The sequence below is a fragment of the Enterobacter sp. CPE_E1241 genome (genome assembly GCF_045618265.1).
GTDB lineage: Bacteria > Pseudomonadota > Gammaproteobacteria > Enterobacterales > Enterobacteriaceae > Enterobacter > Enterobacter adelaidei.
In genome coordinates this window covers 2,757,627-2,770,163 of the sequence record NZ_JBIWYV010000001.1, presented here as the reverse complement: position 1 = coordinate 2,770,163, position 12,537 = coordinate 2,757,627, and the positions used below count along the sequence as shown (strand labels likewise).

Annotated in this window: 13 protein-coding genes and 2 pseudogenes; 9 read left to right on the top strand and 6 right to left on the bottom strand. The window is 51.4% G+C overall.

The features are described from left to right. Window positions 1-114: 114 nt before the first annotated feature. The 6 genes and pseudogenes from ACJ9Y9_RS13595 to ACJ9Y9_RS13570 form a co-directional block, all read left to right on the top strand. Window positions 115-1,614, top strand: a pseudogene (locus ACJ9Y9_RS13595) (RHS repeat domain-containing protein); the annotation flags it as partial. Window positions 1,615-1,616: 2 nt separating this feature from the next. Beyond that, complete coding sequence (locus tag ACJ9Y9_RS13590) at window positions 1,617-2,066, top strand: hypothetical protein (RefSeq protein WP_133175276.1); 450 nt, start codon at window positions 1,617-1,619, stop codon at window positions 2,064-2,066. 243 nt (window positions 2,067-2,309) lie between these two features. Then, the gene (locus ACJ9Y9_RS13585) at window positions 2,310-2,564 is read left to right on the top strand and encodes a hypothetical protein (protein WP_152546585.1); all 255 of its coding nucleotides are present in this window, start codon (window positions 2,310-2,312) and stop codon (window positions 2,562-2,564) included. A gap of 381 nt (window positions 2,565-2,945) precedes the next feature. After that, entirely contained in the window at window positions 2,946-3,164 is a 219-nt protein-coding gene (locus ACJ9Y9_RS13580; RefSeq protein WP_028018738.1) for a hypothetical protein, read from the top strand. Window positions 3,165-3,375: 211 nt separating this feature from the next. Continuing rightward, on the top strand, window positions 3,376-3,741 hold the full coding sequence (locus ACJ9Y9_RS13575) for a hypothetical protein (protein WP_028018739.1): 366 nt from the start codon (window positions 3,376-3,378) through the stop codon (window positions 3,739-3,741). 99 nt (window positions 3,742-3,840) lie between these two features. Beyond that, complete coding sequence (locus ACJ9Y9_RS13570) at window positions 3,841-4,134, top strand: YciI family protein (protein ID WP_028018740.1); 294 nt, start codon at window positions 3,841-3,843, stop codon at window positions 4,132-4,134. A 54-nt stretch (window positions 4,135-4,188) separates the two neighbouring features. Here the strand turns inward: ACJ9Y9_RS13570 and ychF are convergent, their stop codons facing one another. Then, entirely contained in the window at window positions 4,189-5,283 is a 1,095-nt protein-coding gene (ychF, locus tag ACJ9Y9_RS13565; protein ID WP_010432886.1) for a redox-regulated ATPase YchF, read from the bottom strand. A 126-nt stretch (window positions 5,284-5,409) separates the two neighbouring features. Next, on the bottom strand, window positions 5,410-5,994 hold the full coding sequence (gene pth, locus ACJ9Y9_RS13560; protein ID WP_023336005.1) for an aminoacyl-tRNA hydrolase: 585 nt from the start codon (window positions 5,992-5,994) through the stop codon (window positions 5,410-5,412). A 274-nt stretch (window positions 5,995-6,268) separates the two neighbouring features. On the opposite strand from pth, the gene ychH reads away from it, so the two are divergent. Together ychH and ACJ9Y9_RS13550 are read left to right on the top strand one after the other, a co-directional pair. Beyond that, complete coding sequence (gene ychH / locus ACJ9Y9_RS13555) at window positions 6,269-6,544, top strand: stress-induced protein YchH (protein ID WP_028018741.1); 276 nt, start codon at window positions 6,269-6,271, stop codon at window positions 6,542-6,544. Window positions 6,545-6,601: 57 nt separating this feature from the next. Next, window positions 6,602-6,730, top strand: a pseudogene (locus tag ACJ9Y9_RS13550) (MerR family transcriptional regulator); the annotation flags it as partial. Here ACJ9Y9_RS13550 and dauA read toward each other — a convergent pair. From dauA to lolB, 4 genes are all read right to left on the bottom strand, one after another. Beyond that, the gene (gene dauA, locus ACJ9Y9_RS13545; protein ID WP_028018742.1) at window positions 6,716-8,395 is read right to left on the bottom strand and encodes a C4-dicarboxylic acid transporter DauA; all 1,680 of its coding nucleotides are present in this window, start codon (window positions 8,393-8,395) and stop codon (window positions 6,716-6,718) included. The pseudogene ACJ9Y9_RS13550 and the gene dauA overlap by 15 nt on opposite strands. A 124-nt stretch (window positions 8,396-8,519) precedes the next feature. Next, window positions 8,520-9,467 (bottom strand): ribose-phosphate diphosphokinase, encoded by a 948-nt coding sequence (gene prs / locus ACJ9Y9_RS13540; protein ID WP_003856663.1) that lies wholly within the window; start codon window positions 9,465-9,467, stop codon window positions 8,520-8,522. A 125-nt stretch (window positions 9,468-9,592) separates the two neighbouring features. After that, window positions 9,593-10,462, bottom strand: a complete 870-nt coding sequence (gene ispE, locus ACJ9Y9_RS13535; RefSeq protein WP_028018743.1) for a 4-(cytidine 5'-diphospho)-2-C-methyl-D-erythritol kinase — start codon at window positions 10,460-10,462, stop codon at window positions 9,593-9,595. Then, entirely contained in the window at window positions 10,459-11,070 is a 612-nt protein-coding gene (gene lolB, locus ACJ9Y9_RS13530) for a lipoprotein insertase outer membrane protein LolB (protein WP_028018744.1), read from the bottom strand. Before lolB ends, ispE begins: the two co-directional genes overlap by 4 nt. 201 nt (window positions 11,071-11,271) lie before the next feature. Here lolB and hemA point away from each other — a divergent pair, with 201 nt between their 5' ends. Continuing rightward, on the top strand, window positions 11,272-12,528 hold the full coding sequence (hemA, locus tag ACJ9Y9_RS13525) for a glutamyl-tRNA reductase (protein WP_028018745.1): 1,257 nt from the start codon (window positions 11,272-11,274) through the stop codon (window positions 12,526-12,528). The last annotated feature ends 9 nt before the right edge of the window (window positions 12,529-12,537 follow it).

The window sequence follows — 12,537 nt, the reverse complement described above, 5'->3', positions numbered from 1 at the left end:
CCCTGGCGTGGATTTTTTCATCCAAAAAAATGTTAAATAATTAGTTCACCACGTAGCCATTTTTAACATTATTCTTTTTTCCTTCTGCACGCATCTTGCTTGCTTTTTTCGCGCCTTGCTCTCGATAAGCTGTCGGTCTCCGACTTTACCCGCGACGAACTTCACCGGGAGACCAGCCGCACCCAGGGGTTGCTGACCACCCGCAGCGAGTACGACCGCCTCGGCCGCCTGCATCGCCGGGACGTCTTCACCGGCAACGCTCAGCGCCCGTCGCCGCGTCGCTGGTCCCGCCGCTGGGATTACGACTACCGCAATAACCTGGTGCGGGAAGAGCGGGACGATAACCCGTTCAGCTGGTACCGCTGGCAGTACGACAGCGCCGGACGTCTGCTCGTTCAGGACGGTACGCTGCCCGGACAGGAGCAGTGGCGCTGGGATGCTGCCGGTAACCCGCTCGAAGGCTCTGCTGAGAAGGTCACGCACAACCGCCTGACGCAGCTGAACGGCATTCGCTGGCGCTATGACATTCACGGCCGCACCGTGGAGAAGGATAACGGCCAGACCCGCTGGCACTATCGCTACGACGGTGAACATCGCCTGACGGAGGTTATCAGCCAGCCGCGGGACCGCAATAAACCGCAGACGCAGGTGAGCTTCCGCTACGATCCGCTCGGGCGACGCATCAGCAAAACGCGACGCCAGATGCTGGGCGGTCAGCCAACCTGCAAGCCGGTCACCACCCGGTTTGTCTGGGAAGGGTTCCGCCTGCTGCAGGAAGTGCACGGGGATGTGCCGCTGACCTACGTCTACAGCGACCAGGACAGCTACGACCCGCTGGCACGTATTGACGGCGTGGATGCGCCGGAGATTTTCTGGTTCCACTGCCAGCCCAACGGTACGCCGGAGCGGATGACGGATATCGAGGGGCAGGTGCGCTGGGAAGGGGTGAACAGCGCCTGGGGCAAGCTGCTGCGGGAAAGCGAGACGCAGCGATCAGGATATTCTCAGAACCTGCGGATGCAGGGGCAATACCTGGACCGTGAGACAGGGCTGCACTACAATCTGTTCCGGTATTACGACCCGGACTGCGGAAGGTTTACGCAGCAGGACCCGATAGGTTTAAGTGGCGGTATAAATACTTACGTTTACGCCATTAATCCGCTGAATTGGGTTGATCCATTAGGATTGAAAGCGAAGTGTGCACCGACTCGAGCAAACGACCATAACCAGGCGGCATTTGGTAGGCAGTGGCAAGGAAGAGGAATTTATAAAGGCCGTGATTCCTGGTCAAACACAATGCTTAAAGAAGCCGATATTGTTTATGGTGGAGCGCCTGGGCAGTCAGGATTTTATTTCGACAAAGCCACTCTAGATGCTGCTAATGGTAGTCGACAAAAATTATGGGAAAGCTTACAAGTCCTACCTCATGAAAAATTTGGGTTTAGAAGTAAGATTCAGATGTATAGAGTCAAACGAGATGCTATTGCAGGTACGGGACAAGCTTTGTCACAAGATACTGGAATGTTTGGAAGCGGTGGCGGTACCCAATTCTTCCTTTCGAATTACAAAAAAGTTCTGGAACCTATTGGTCTTCCATTTGATATTGGGATATGAAAATGAATTTTGACGCAGTAACTGGTGTTCTTCAATTTAATAAAAGGGTGCTATTAGGACCAAGAGTTACTAAGGCAGAGTTGTTTTATAATACAAATGTAGGGTGGGAGGGGTGGCCTGAAAAAAAAGACAATGAAACAGTCTCATACAGAACTATCCTTAAAGGCGACCATGAGTTCGGAGATATATATCTCATAATTGATTTCTTGGTTCCTAATGACCCAAATTCATTAATTCGCAGTTGGCGCTTCGCCCCAGAAAAATTATTGATGGGAAAACAGAATAAACCCGAAGGGAAAGTCACCCGATGTTTAAGGGAATGGTTCAAAGCTAAATCGGCTATTGTTCTTCCTGTATCAAGGGAGTGGGGACATGTTGATGCTGCTTATGACCCTCACAACCTAACTGGAACAATTGTCTGTCACTATTGCTTAGACCATCATGAGTTGTAAGTGGAGAACTGGTAAAATCATATGATTCAATTGAAGTCGCTTATATGGTTATGTCATAGCATTTCAATATAAATTAAACAGTTGCCATTCTAAATGAGGTTTCTCGAAGATGACGGTTCGATTAACGAATGGGTGCCAAAAACAATTGAATCCAAATCCGCACCAGTCACTTATTTGGGCTTTGATAAATTAGACTCCGAACGCGCAGTCAGGGAGGCATTCTAAATCAAAGGAGCAGATAAATTGAATCCACATGATCCTTTTGATAAATCATGGAGTGATGGGCGTCTTAGGGCTGAGTTTGATACGCTTCAATTATATGAAAATGGTGTTCAGCAAGTGCGTACTCCGAGAATGTTCGGCGATATACCAGAAGCGCCACTTGAACCGTTTACTAAGGCATACCCTGAATATGGCCCAAGTAATGTTCAACAGTTTCATGCTGAAAATAGAGTTATTAATTTCGACAAGATTGATCTTCTATCCGAAGAACCATGATAAATTTACAATCTTATAATGAAGTATTAGATTTCCTGGATCTGTTTTTTCAAAAATATATTCTTGATTCTAATTGTCTACAGGATATGCAATCTATTTTAGATGGTTGTCGAAAAGAAAAAATGGTGGCTATGCGAGCTATAGACTCATGTTTTATGGAATATAGACGAAAGACTCAGGATTATAGAGTCCCTACTATTGAGGAACTGGAGATATGGAAGCAGTTGTTCAATGTATGGCAATAAAATATTAAATCAACAATCGGCAAAGATTTTTGGTTTCCTGGTGGTAAGACGTCGGGAAGTATCCCTGATGCCGTAATAGATCAAACACCTGTCGGTGATGCTTTGATTACACCAATTATAAATAGAACTATGAAAAATGAATGAAGTTATTTTTACAGGTTTTGGTGTTGACATAATCAAAAGAGATGGTGAATATTTTTTCCGATATGATACCGGAACTATTGCTATGATTGAAAAGGAGTCAAAAATTACTCCGGAAGAGGCATTGAAAGCACAGAAAAGTGAAAATGATGCTTATGAGGTTATTATAGCCACTCAGACTAGAGAAGGAAAAAACAAGCCTTTCTTTTCATAAGAATAATATATTATTATAGTGCGTGGGAAGTTAATTAATTTCATATTAAATAATGCTCTTTCATTTAAACTTGAAACTTTTCTAGATTTTAATATTTGAAAAAAGTTATCGTTTTATTTAGTGCGGTAACTATTGTTATAGAGTTAATTTCTTTGTAACACTCAATGGTAACCCGCAGGTTTATAGTTATCAAGTAATTTGAGGTTTGACTATGATTGAAAATCTCATTTGTATTAAAGAAAATGACCTGCTTCAATGGGCATGTGGTGAAAGTAACATACTGGTTAGTATGCCATTTTTAGACTATGCAATGGTCGACTCGACACGCCAGTTAGTCTTTGCGTTAAGCGAGTCAAAGCCACTACCAACCGTTTTGACCATCTTCAATGCGCAGGGTGAAAAACTATTTTGGTCTGCGCCTCCTGAAGGCGCAGCTTTCTATTACTTAACTTTCAACCTGTCAAAGGAAGTGGTTGTGGTCTGTAGCTATGCGGAAAAGCAAAATGGCTGGCATGATTGGTTTTATTCCTGGGATATGAAGCGTAACGCGTTGTCTCTATTGGGCCCCGCGTATTAACATCAAAAGCGCCAAAAAATGATAACAATAACCGGTGGCAAAAGAGGGCTGCATAAGCAGTTTCAACAAGCGGTTTAAAACAGAGCTGAGAGGCAAAGGATGAGCACGGTTTACATTGTCATTTTAACCTATATCAAACCACTGGAAGAGATTGACGCAGCGATACCTGCTCATGTTGAGTGGCTAAAAAAGGGGTATTCTGAGGGGATATTTCTGGCATCGGGTAGACGGATCCCAAGAAACGGTGGGGTCATTCTCGCGAAATGTGAGAGTTTTGCCTCTCTTGAGGAGCGCTTACGTGAGGATCCTTTTCAGGTCTTAAAGCTTGCGACTGCTGAAATCATTCCTTTTGAACCCAGCATGAAAACAGAACTCTTAGACAGTGTGTTTTGACCCCGCAATAAAAAAATCCACGCCAGGGCGTGGATTTTTTTCATTCAAGACGAATCAGACGTTAAACAGGAAGTTCATCACATCGCCATCTTTAACGATATAATCTTTCCCTTCCGCACGCATCTTGCCCGCTTCTTTCGCGCCTTGCTCACCCTTGTAGGTGATGAAGTCTTCAAACGCGATTGTCTGCGCACGAATAAAGCCTTTCTCGAAGTCAGTGTGGATTTTACCAGCCGCCTGAGGCGCAGTTGCACCTACAGGGATGGTCCACGCACGTACTTCTTTCACGCCAGCGGTGAAGTAGGTCTGCAGGTTCAGCAGTTCATAGCCTGCGCGGATCACGCGGTTCAGGCCCGGCTCTTCCAGACCCAGCTCAGCCATAAACTCTTCACGGTCAGCGTCGTCCAGCTCGGCGATGTCGGATTCAACGGCAGCGCACACCGCCACAACCACAGAACCTTCAGCCGCCGCGATTTCACGCACTTTGTCGAGGTACGGGTTATTCTCGAAACCGTCTTCGTTAACGTTGGCGATGTACATGGTTGGTTTCAGGGTCAGGAAGCTCAGGTATTTGATTGCCGCTTTGTCTTCTTCAGTCAGGTTTTTCAGCGCGCGCAGCATGCCTGCGTTTTCCAGCTGTGGCAGACATTTTTCCAGCGCAGCCAGTTCCGCTTTCGCGTCCTTGTCGCCGCCTTTGGCTTTCTTCTGCACGCGGTGAATTGCGCGTTCGCAGGTGTCGAGATCAGAGAGCGCCAGCTCGGTGTTGATAACGTCGATGTCGTCAGCCGGATCCACTTTGTTGTTTACGTGGATAATGTTGTCGTTCTCGAAGCAGCGCACAACGTGACCGATCGCTTCGGTTTCACGAATATTGGTCAGGAACTGGTTACCCAGACCTTCACCTTTGGATGCGCCTTTTACCAGGCCCGCGATATCCACGAATTCCATGGTGGTTGGCAGAATGCGCTGCGGCTTCACGATTTCCGCGAGCTGGTCCAGACGCGGGTCCGGCATTGGTACAACACCGGTGTTAGGTTCGATGGTACAGAACGGGAAGTTCGCCGCTTCGATACCCGCTTTGGTAAGCGCGTTAAACAGGGTGGATTTGCCCACGTTTGGCAGACCGACGATACCGCATTTGAATCCCATTTCTAAATCACCTTAATATCTTGATAATCAATCCGTTAATGATAACCGATTGATGAAAAGTAAATAACTACGCCTATTATACACGTAACCCGCATGACGCGCGGTAAAAAAGCCGGATCTGGCGGATTATTGCGCTTTGAAAGCGTGTAAGCGGTTTGTCGCTTTGGTTAACCCATCTTTCAGCCAGATTTCAGTGCAGCGAGCCGCTTCGTCTACCGCCTCGTCAATCAGTTTCTGCTCAGAAACCGGGGGTTTACCGAGTACGAAACCAACAACTTTGTTTTTATCGCCCGGATGACCGATTCCCACGCGCAAACGGTGGAAATTCGGGTTATTGCCCAGCTTGCTGATAATATCTTTTAGACCGTTGTGGCCACCGTGCCCGCCGCCCAGTTTGAATTTTGCCACACCAGGCGGGAGATCCAGCTCATCGTGTGCCACCAGAATTTCATCCGGGTTGATACGATAAAACGTTGCCATCGCCGCCACGGCTTTACCGCTCAGGTTCATAAAGGTGGTTGGCACCAGCAGACGAACATCAGCGCCAGCAAGGTTGATACGTGAGGTATAGCCAAAGAATTTAGGTTCTTCACGCAAAGGAGCACGTAACCGCTCGGCCAGGAGATCGACGTACCATGCCCCGGCATTATGGCGTGTTGCCGCATACTCTGCGCCTGGGTTGGCGAGGCCGACAATCAGTTTAATCGTCACGATTCAATTCCTAATGGGTTCCAGATCTGGCGCGAAGTTTACTGTCTGACGAGCCGCTTGACAAAATTCTGCGATCTTCACAGCGGAATACGAATAATTTCTTATTTGAACAATTAGAATTTCAAGCTGTTCAACGTCTTATTTGTAAACTTTTGTTTGGATGTGATCGGTAATTGTGATCATTCACGCAACTCATAAAAGAGGCGTTGTCTATACTTTACACACAAGGATTAGGGGCTTTTCCCCTGACAACCCAAAGTTCCGGAGGTGACACATGAAACGCAAAAACGCTTCGTTATTCGGTAACGTGCTGATGGGGTTGGGACTGTTCGTGATGGTAGCCGGCGTGGGTTATTCAATTTTAAACCAACTGCCGCAGCTTGACCTCCCGCAATACTTCGCGCACGGCGCGATATTGAGCATCTTCATTGGTGCGGTATTGTGGCTGGCAGGGGCTCGCATGAGCGGCCGTGAGGAAGTGTGTGACAAATACTGGTGGGTGCGCCACTACGACAAGCGCTGTCGTCGCGACCAGCACAAGCACAGTTAGTGCGACGATAAAGAACACCGAAACGGCTCCCGAGGGAGTCGTTTTTTTTGCACGGACATGAAGCAGGAACCGCATATGATGAAGGGAATATGGATGGTGCCTGCCGTGCTTGCATCGCTCCAGCAGGCCACCCGGGTGATGATGCAGAGACGTTATTCTGCATCAGGCCACTCACAGATCCGCTAATGCGGCTTCACGGTTAGGGTAGAAGGAGAGTCGGCCAGGGATTGGCTGCACGCCCGCGCGCGCCATGGTGCGTAGAGGCTGGAATTCCAGGTTACTCACGCGCAGCTCACAGCCTTCCGGCAGACGTTTCACAAAGCGCTGGAAGGCATCCAGGCCACCGGCATCCAGCACCGGAACGGCATCCCATTTAAGCACCACAATCCGTTTACCCGCGATGCGGGATTCGAGATCGCTGAACAGCCCCTCCGCGGCGGCAAAGAACAGCGGGCCAATCACGCGCAGAACCAGCACATCGTCAGGCACTTCGACGTTCACCGGGGAAAGACGCGTCATCTGCGCAATACGACGCATAAACAGCAGGGACGCCAGCACAATCCCGACGCTGATGGCAATGACCATATCAAACAGCACGGTCAGCGACATACAAAGCAGCATCACGATAATGTCGTCTTTCGGTGCGCGACGCAGCAGGTTCACCACCTTATGCGCCTCACTCATGTTCCAGGCCACCATCAGCAGCAGGGCGGCCATGGCAGAAAGCGGTAGCCAGGAGAGCAGCGGAGCAAGGATAAGCAGGGCGAGGATCACCAGCGCGGAGTGGATCACTGCCGAAATGGGGGATGTTGCCCCGGCACGCACGTTTGCCGCGGAGCGTGCGATGGCTGCCGTTGCAGTGATGCCGCCAAAGAACGGTGCGATAAGGTTACCCAGACCCTGACCAACGAGCTCGCTGTTAGCTTTATGCTTCGTTCCCGTCATGCCGTCCAGTACCACCGCGCAGAGCAGAGATTCAATGGCCCCCAGCATTGCCATTGAGAAGGCTGCGGGAAGGAGGGCGCGCAGGGAATCCCAGCTTAGCGTGAAGCTGGAACCGGGCATATCCCACGGCAACACCAGCTGCGGTAACAGCTGCGGAATACCGCTTCCCTGTGAACCGTCCGCCAGAACATAGTGGAACTGCGAGCCGATAGTAGCGACATGGCCACCGAACATATTGACGATGGCCATTACCGCGCAGCCTAGCAGCAGTGCGGGCAGATGGCCAGGAAGACGAATGCCCAGACGAGGCCACACAATCAGTGTACCCAGCGTCACAATCCCGATGGCGGCGTCGCCCAGGTTGGCGGTCGGCAGCGCCATAAATAGCGCACCGACTTTTTGCAGATAGTGTTCAGGTACGTGAGCCATCTGCAGGCCCAGGAAGTCCTTGATCTGCATGGTTCCGATGGTGATACCAATCCCGGAGGTGAACCCCAGCGTCACGGAAAGGGGAATGTATTCTATCAACCTGCCAAAACGGGCCAGACCAAACAAAATCAAAAAGACGCCGGACATCAGGGTGGCAACCAGCAGGCCTGCCAGGCCAAACTGCTGGGAAACCGGGTAGAGGATCACCACAAAGGCAGCGGTCGGGCCAGAGACGCTAAAGCGTGAACCACCGGTCAGGGCAATGACGATCCCGGCAACGGCCGAAGTATAAAGGCCATACTGTGGTGCAACGCCGCTGCCAATCGCCAGCGCCATTGCCAGCGGAATGGCGATAATGCCGACGGTGATCCCGGCTATCAGGTCACGTACAAAGCGTGACGAGGTGTATTTCTCTTTCCAGCAAGCGTCGATGAGGGCGCGAAAGGGCAGAACATGTGAGGAGGTTACGTTTTTCACAATTATCTATCTTCCAGATGCGCATCATCTGTCATGTGAATGGCAGGTGAAGGAGGCATTGATCATACAAATAAATATTAAAGACAAAAAAACCCGCCGCAGCGGGTTTTTTGGCCGTGCTCGATTAGTGTTCGAACATAGCTGAGATGGATTCTTCGTTGCTGATACGACGAATCGCTTCGGCCAGCATCCCGGACAGGGTCAAAGTACGCACGTTTGGCAGCGCTTTGATTTCGTCACTCAGTGGGATGGTATCGCACACCACAACTTCGTCAATGACGGAGTTACGGAGGTTGTTTACCGCGTTACCGGAGAAGATCGGGTGAGTTGCGTAAGCGAATACGCGCTTGGCACCACGTTCTTTCAGTGCTTCTGCAGCTTTACACAGCGTACCGCCGGTATCGATCATGTCGTCAACCAGCACGCAGTCACGGCCAGCTACGTCACCGATGATATGCATCACCTGAGAAACGTTAGCGCGCGGACGACGTTTGTCGATGATCGCCATATCGGTATCGTTCAGCAGCTTCGCGATAGCACGAGCACGTACCACGCCGCCGATGTCCGGAGAAACCACAATTGGGTTGTCCAGGTTCAGTTGCAGCATGTCTTCCAGCAGAATAGGGCTGCCGAATACGTTATCAACCGGGACGTCGAAGAAGCCCTGGATCTGCTCTGCGTGCAGGTCAACGGTCAGTACGCGGTCAACGCCGACGCTGGACAGGAAGTCAGCGACAACTTTGGCGGTGATAGGTACACGTGCAGAACGAACACGGCGGTCCTGACGGGCATAGCCGAAGTAAGGGATTACAGCAGTGATACGGCCTGCTGAAGCACGACGCAGCGCGTCGACCATAACAACCAGTTCCATCAGGTTGTCATTTGTTGGAGCACAGGTGGACTGGATGATGAAAATATCACCACCGCGTACATTTTCGTTAATTTGTACGCTGACTTCGCCGTCGCTAAAGCGACCTACGGCGGCGTCGCCGAGGGAAGTGTACAGGCGGTTGGCAATACGTTGTGCTAGTTCCGGGGTGGCGTTACCAGCAAAAAGCTTCATATCAGGCACGAGAAGAACCTCAGGCATGCGTCCAGTGGTGGATAGCGTTCGCCGCAAACTGTGCGGGCCAGGCGAATACTACCCAGGCGGTGTATTAAAGAGCGCGATGCAACGTCTGGAACAGGGTGACGTTGTCACCGAAACTCAGTCTGCGCCAGAATGGCCTGCTGTAGGGGAGAGGTGTTCATCCCACGCGCTACAAAACCATGCAGCCAAACCGGCGCTTGCTCAAGCACCTGACGAGCGGCGGATTCGGTGTCAAATTCAGCAAAGACACAGGCCCCTGTACCAGTCAGGCGCGACGGCGCGTATTCTAACAGCCAGGAAAGCACCGCATCAACCTCGCGAAAACGTTTTCTTGCGATATCCTCGCAATCGTTGCTGAATTCACAATTTAATAACGTTTCTATTGACCGAACCGGAGTATCTCTTTTCAGGTCAGGATCTTTAAAGATGACCGGGGTCGGAATGCTCACGCCGGGATGGGCAACGAGATACCATTTTTCCGGCGGCTCGACCGGAGAGAGGATCTCACCTACACCTTCGGCAAATGCCGCATGACCACGAATAAACACCGGTACATCCGCGCCCAGCGTCAATCCTAAGGCTGCCAGTTCGTCCGTCGACAGCCCACAACCCCAGAGATGGTTCAGAGCAACCAGCACGGTTGCGGCATTGGATGAGCCTCCACCGAGACCGCCACCCATTGGCAGACGTTTCTCAATGCGGATATCTGCGCCGCTTCCTGTCGGTAGTCGTCCGGCGTCAGTTGCCGCTTTCATCAGCAGGCGCGCCGCGCGGACAATCAGGTTGTCCTCATGCGCAACACCTTCGACAGGCGTCAGCAGGCAAACCTGCCCGTCCTGACGCAGCTCAATCGAGATTGTGTCGCCATAGTCAATAAACTGAAACAGCGTCTGCAGGGTGTGATAGCCATCAGCACGCTGGCCGGTGATGTATAAAAACAGGTTTAGTTTTGCCGGAGAGGGCCAGTGGGTCATCATTTAACGATCCAGTTGTCCATTTTCAGCTTGATACGCTGGCTGCCCTGGGTCAGTTCCATATTCGATGGCAGAGAAGGTTTACTGTTGCTGTCATAGGCGCTGTACACCACTTTCCAGGTTTTGCCATTCTGCGCGTAATTCACCTGGCTCAGACGGTACTGATCGTCAAGCTGGTAGTCGGTGGCATCCCCCGGCAGGCCAAGGATCCACTGGCGCAGGCTGTTGAGCGGAATAGGCATTCCCGTCAGCTTACCAATCATCTCTTCGGCATCTGTCGCGGTGTAATGCTGGCCTTTGTTATCGGTGATCTGCGCTTCGCCCGGTTTCGCGATAAGCTCCAGTTCGGTGCTGCCCAGCGGGTTCAGCAGCAGCAGACGGTAGTTGTCCTGGCCTGTTTGCTGCCAGAAGAAACGCGCATAAACCTTTTGTTCGTCAGAGAGATACGCGAAAGCGCCGCGAGTCTGGTACTGGCTCAAATTACGGACGTCCTGCTGGTGTTGACGCCACTGCGGAGAATCAGGGCTTTTGCCTGGGCCTTTTGGTTGGGTGACAGTACAGGCGGTCAGAACCAGTGCGGCCAGCGGCAGCAGGCGAATCAGTCGGGTCATAATGAGGACAAATCCTTGAGATACGTTGCAGTTATAACTGTTAATGCTAGCGTTGAAGGGCCCCACCGTCTACGTTCAAATTATCTCAAAGCGCGATGTAACCTATTACTCCGAAAGGGGGCAGTCTCTTTTATTGATCTCGCGCATCCTGTATGATGCGTTCTGCTAACCTTATTAACGCTGGTACTACTCCCGCTCAACATGACCTTATTAGCACTCGGCATTAACCACAAAACAGCCCCGGTTTCGCTGCGAGAACGCGTAACGTTTTCGCCAGACACGCTTGACCTGGCGCTGGACAGCTTGCTTGCACAACCTATGGTGCAGGGTGGCGTGGTGCTCTCGACGTGCAACCGTACCGAGCTTTATTTGAGTGTGGAAGAGCAGGATAACCTGCACGAGGCGCTGATCCGCTGGCTATGCGACTACCACAATCTCAACGAAGACGAACTGCGCAATAGCCTGTACTGGCATCAGGACAATGATGCCGTCAGCCATCTGATGCGCGTGGCCAGCGGGCTGGATTCGCTGGTTCTCGGCGAGCCGCAAATTCTGGGGCAGGTGAAAAAAGCGTTTGCAGATTCGCAAAAAGGGCATCTGAAGGCCAGTGAGCTGGAACGTATGTTCCAGAAGTCATTCTCCGTGGCTAAGCGTGTGCGAACCGAAACCGACATTGGTGCCAGTGCGGTTTCTGTTGCTTTCGCGGCCTGCACCCTTGCACGCCAAATCTTTGAATCCCTGTCGACCGTTACCGTGATGCTGGTGGGTGCGGGCGAAACCATCGAACTTGTCGCGCGCCATCTGCGCGAACATAAAGTGAAAAAGATGATTATCGCCAACCGTACCCGCGAACGTGCTCAGGTGCTGGCGGACGAAGTGGGCGCAGAGGTGGTGGCGTTAAGCGACATTGATGAACGCCTGAAAGAGGCGGACATTATTATCAGCTCTACCGCCAGCCCACTGCCGATCATCGGTAAAGGGATGGTGGAGCGTGCGCTGAAATCCCGTCGTAATCAGCCGATGCTGCTGGTGGATATCGCCGTCCCGCGCGATGTTGAGCCAGAAGTCGGTAAACTGGCTAACGCCTATCTTTACAGCGTGGACGACCTGCAAAGTATCATTTCGCACAACCTTGCCCAGCGTAAAGCGGCGGCAGTGCAGGCTGAAACCATTGTTGAGCAGGAAACCAGTGAGTTTATGGCCTGGCTGCGCGCGCAAAGCGTCAGCGAGACCATCCGCGAGTACCGCGGGCAGGCGGAGCAGGTGCGTGATGACCTGACAGCCAAAGCGTTAGCGGCCCTGGAACAGGGCGGCGACGCACACGCTATTATGCAGGATCTGGCATGGAAACTGACCAACCGCCTGATCCATGCCCCAACCAAATCTCTTCAGCAGGCTGCCCGTGACGGGGATGATGAACGCCTGACTATTCTGCGCAACAGCCTCGGGCTGGAATAGCGCCCTATA

Coding starts and splice junctions, on each gene's coding strand:
- ychH (WP_028018741.1), top strand. CDS start 6,269: ATGAAACGCAAAAACGCTTCGTTATTCGGTAACGTGCTGATGGGGTTG.
- ispE (WP_028018743.1), bottom strand. CDS start 10,462: ATGATGACCCACTGGCCCTCTCCGGCAAAACTAAACCTGTTTTTATAC.
- hemA (WP_028018745.1), top strand. CDS start 11,272: ATGACCTTATTAGCACTCGGCATTAACCACAAAACAGCCCCGGTTTCG.
- ACJ9Y9_RS13570 (WP_028018740.1), top strand. CDS start 3,841: ATGAGCACGGTTTACATTGTCATTTTAACCTATATCAAACCACTGGAA.
- ACJ9Y9_RS13590 (WP_133175276.1), top strand. CDS start 1,617: ATGAATTTTGACGCAGTAACTGGTGTTCTTCAATTTAATAAAAGGGTG.
- ACJ9Y9_RS13580 (WP_028018738.1), top strand. CDS start 2,946: ATGAATGAAGTTATTTTTACAGGTTTTGGTGTTGACATAATCAAAAGA.
- ychF (WP_010432886.1), bottom strand. CDS start 5,283: ATGGGATTCAAATGCGGTATCGTCGGTCTGCCAAACGTGGGCAAATCC.
- lolB (WP_028018744.1), bottom strand. CDS start 11,070: ATGACCCGACTGATTCGCCTGCTGCCGCTGGCCGCACTGGTTCTGACC.
- ACJ9Y9_RS13575 (WP_028018739.1), top strand. CDS start 3,376: ATGATTGAAAATCTCATTTGTATTAAAGAAAATGACCTGCTTCAATGG.